This window comes from Actinoplanes sp. NPDC048791 (assembly GCF_040650095.1).
In the GTDB taxonomy this organism is placed as follows: Bacteria; Actinomycetota; Actinomycetes; order Mycobacteriales; family Micromonosporaceae; genus Actinoplanes.
Map to the genome: position 1 here is coordinate 1 of NZ_JBEZGQ010001657.1, position 1,201 is coordinate 1,201.

Here is a 1,201-nt window from a genome sequence, read left to right on the forward strand (position 1 = left end):
GCCGGCTCCGGCTCGTTGCCCGACCTGGTCGAGCTGGCCGGGAGCCCGGACCGGGTGGTGACGGTGGCCGATCTGAACGCCGCGGCGTACGGGGTCCACCTGTCCAGCTCGGGCGGTCCCGGCGCGGATCCGCAGGCGCTGCACGGGCTGGCCGCCGCGGCCGCCCTCGCCGAGCAGGGCCGGTTCACCGTGCCGCTCGCCGCCGTGTTCCCGCTCAAGGACGCCGTGGCCGCCCACGAGCTGAGCGAGACCGGCCACGCCCGCGGCAAGATCGTGCTGACCCTCTGAACCGGCCGGGCTCAGCCGCGCACGGTGAACTCGTTGCCGTCGGGATCGGTCATCAGCACCCGGCCGTCGTCGCCCGGGCCGGTCTCGAGGCGCTTCGCGCCGAGGGAGATCAGCCGGTCGATCTCGGCGGGCAGGTCACTGTGGACCGGTACGGCGAGGTCGAGCAGCAGCCGGTCCTTGCCGGTCCGGGGCATCAGCGGCGGGCCACCCCAGGTGATCTTCGTGCCGCCGCCGGGTGACTGGATCGCCGTCTCCTCGTCCTGGTCCCAGACCAGCGGCCAGTCCAGCGCCGCGCTCCAGAAATAGCCGACGGCCTGCGTACCGTCGCCGGCCAGCGCGCCGATGAGGCCGCAGCCGGCCAGGAAGTTGTTGCCCGCCTCGATGACGCAGAACTCGTTGCCCTCGGGGTCGGCGAGCACGACGTGCCCCTCCTCGGGGAGCTGGCCGACGTCGGTGTGCCGGGCGCCGAGCTCCAGCGCCCGGGCCACCTTCTGCTGCTGGTCCTGCTCGGAGGCGCTGGTCAGGTCGAAGTGGGCCCGGTTCTGGCCGCGCTTGGGCTCGTCGTGCGCGATGAACCGGATCCGGTACGCGTTGTCCGCGTCGGGCAGCAGGGCGACCCCGTCGCGGGCGTCGTCGACCAGCTCGCGGCCCAGGTACTCGGACCAGAACCGCCCGAGACGCCGGGGTTCCTCGGCCAGAAAGCAGATCGCGTGCAGTCGGCTCGTCATCGCCGGAGCCTAGGTGCGGGCCGCGGTCGCCCGCAGCCGATTAACGCGCGGCGGGTTCTCAGCGCGCCCACAGACACGACGATGGACCATGCCGGGTATGACTACGGTGCTGGACCGTCCCGCCGCGCTGCTCGTCCTGGTCTCCCGGCCCTGGTTCTGGCCGGTCTCCTGGGTTCCCGCCTACC

General features: G+C 73.1%; 2 protein-coding genes. One reads left to right on the forward strand and one right to left on the reverse strand.

The window, feature by feature from the left end; genetic code table 11:
* Positions 1-288 (forward strand): zinc-binding dehydrogenase (locus AB0C29_RS49370; protein WP_360835432.1); only part of this gene is annotated, 288 nt, incomplete at its 5' end.
* An 11-nt stretch (positions 289-299) separates the two neighbouring features.
* Here AB0C29_RS49370 and AB0C29_RS49375 read toward each other — a convergent pair.
* A complete protein-coding gene (locus AB0C29_RS49375; protein ID WP_360835434.1) occupies positions 300-1,016 on the reverse strand; it encodes a VOC family protein in 717 nt (238 codons plus the stop codon).
* Positions 1,017-1,201 lie beyond the last annotated feature (185 nt).

What these genes read in the sequence shown, in the direction of transcription:
- AB0C29_RS49375 (WP_360835434.1), bottom strand. Translation starts at nt 1,016, where the DNA reads ATGACGAGCCGACTGCACGCGATCTGCTTTCTGGCCGAGGAACCCCGG.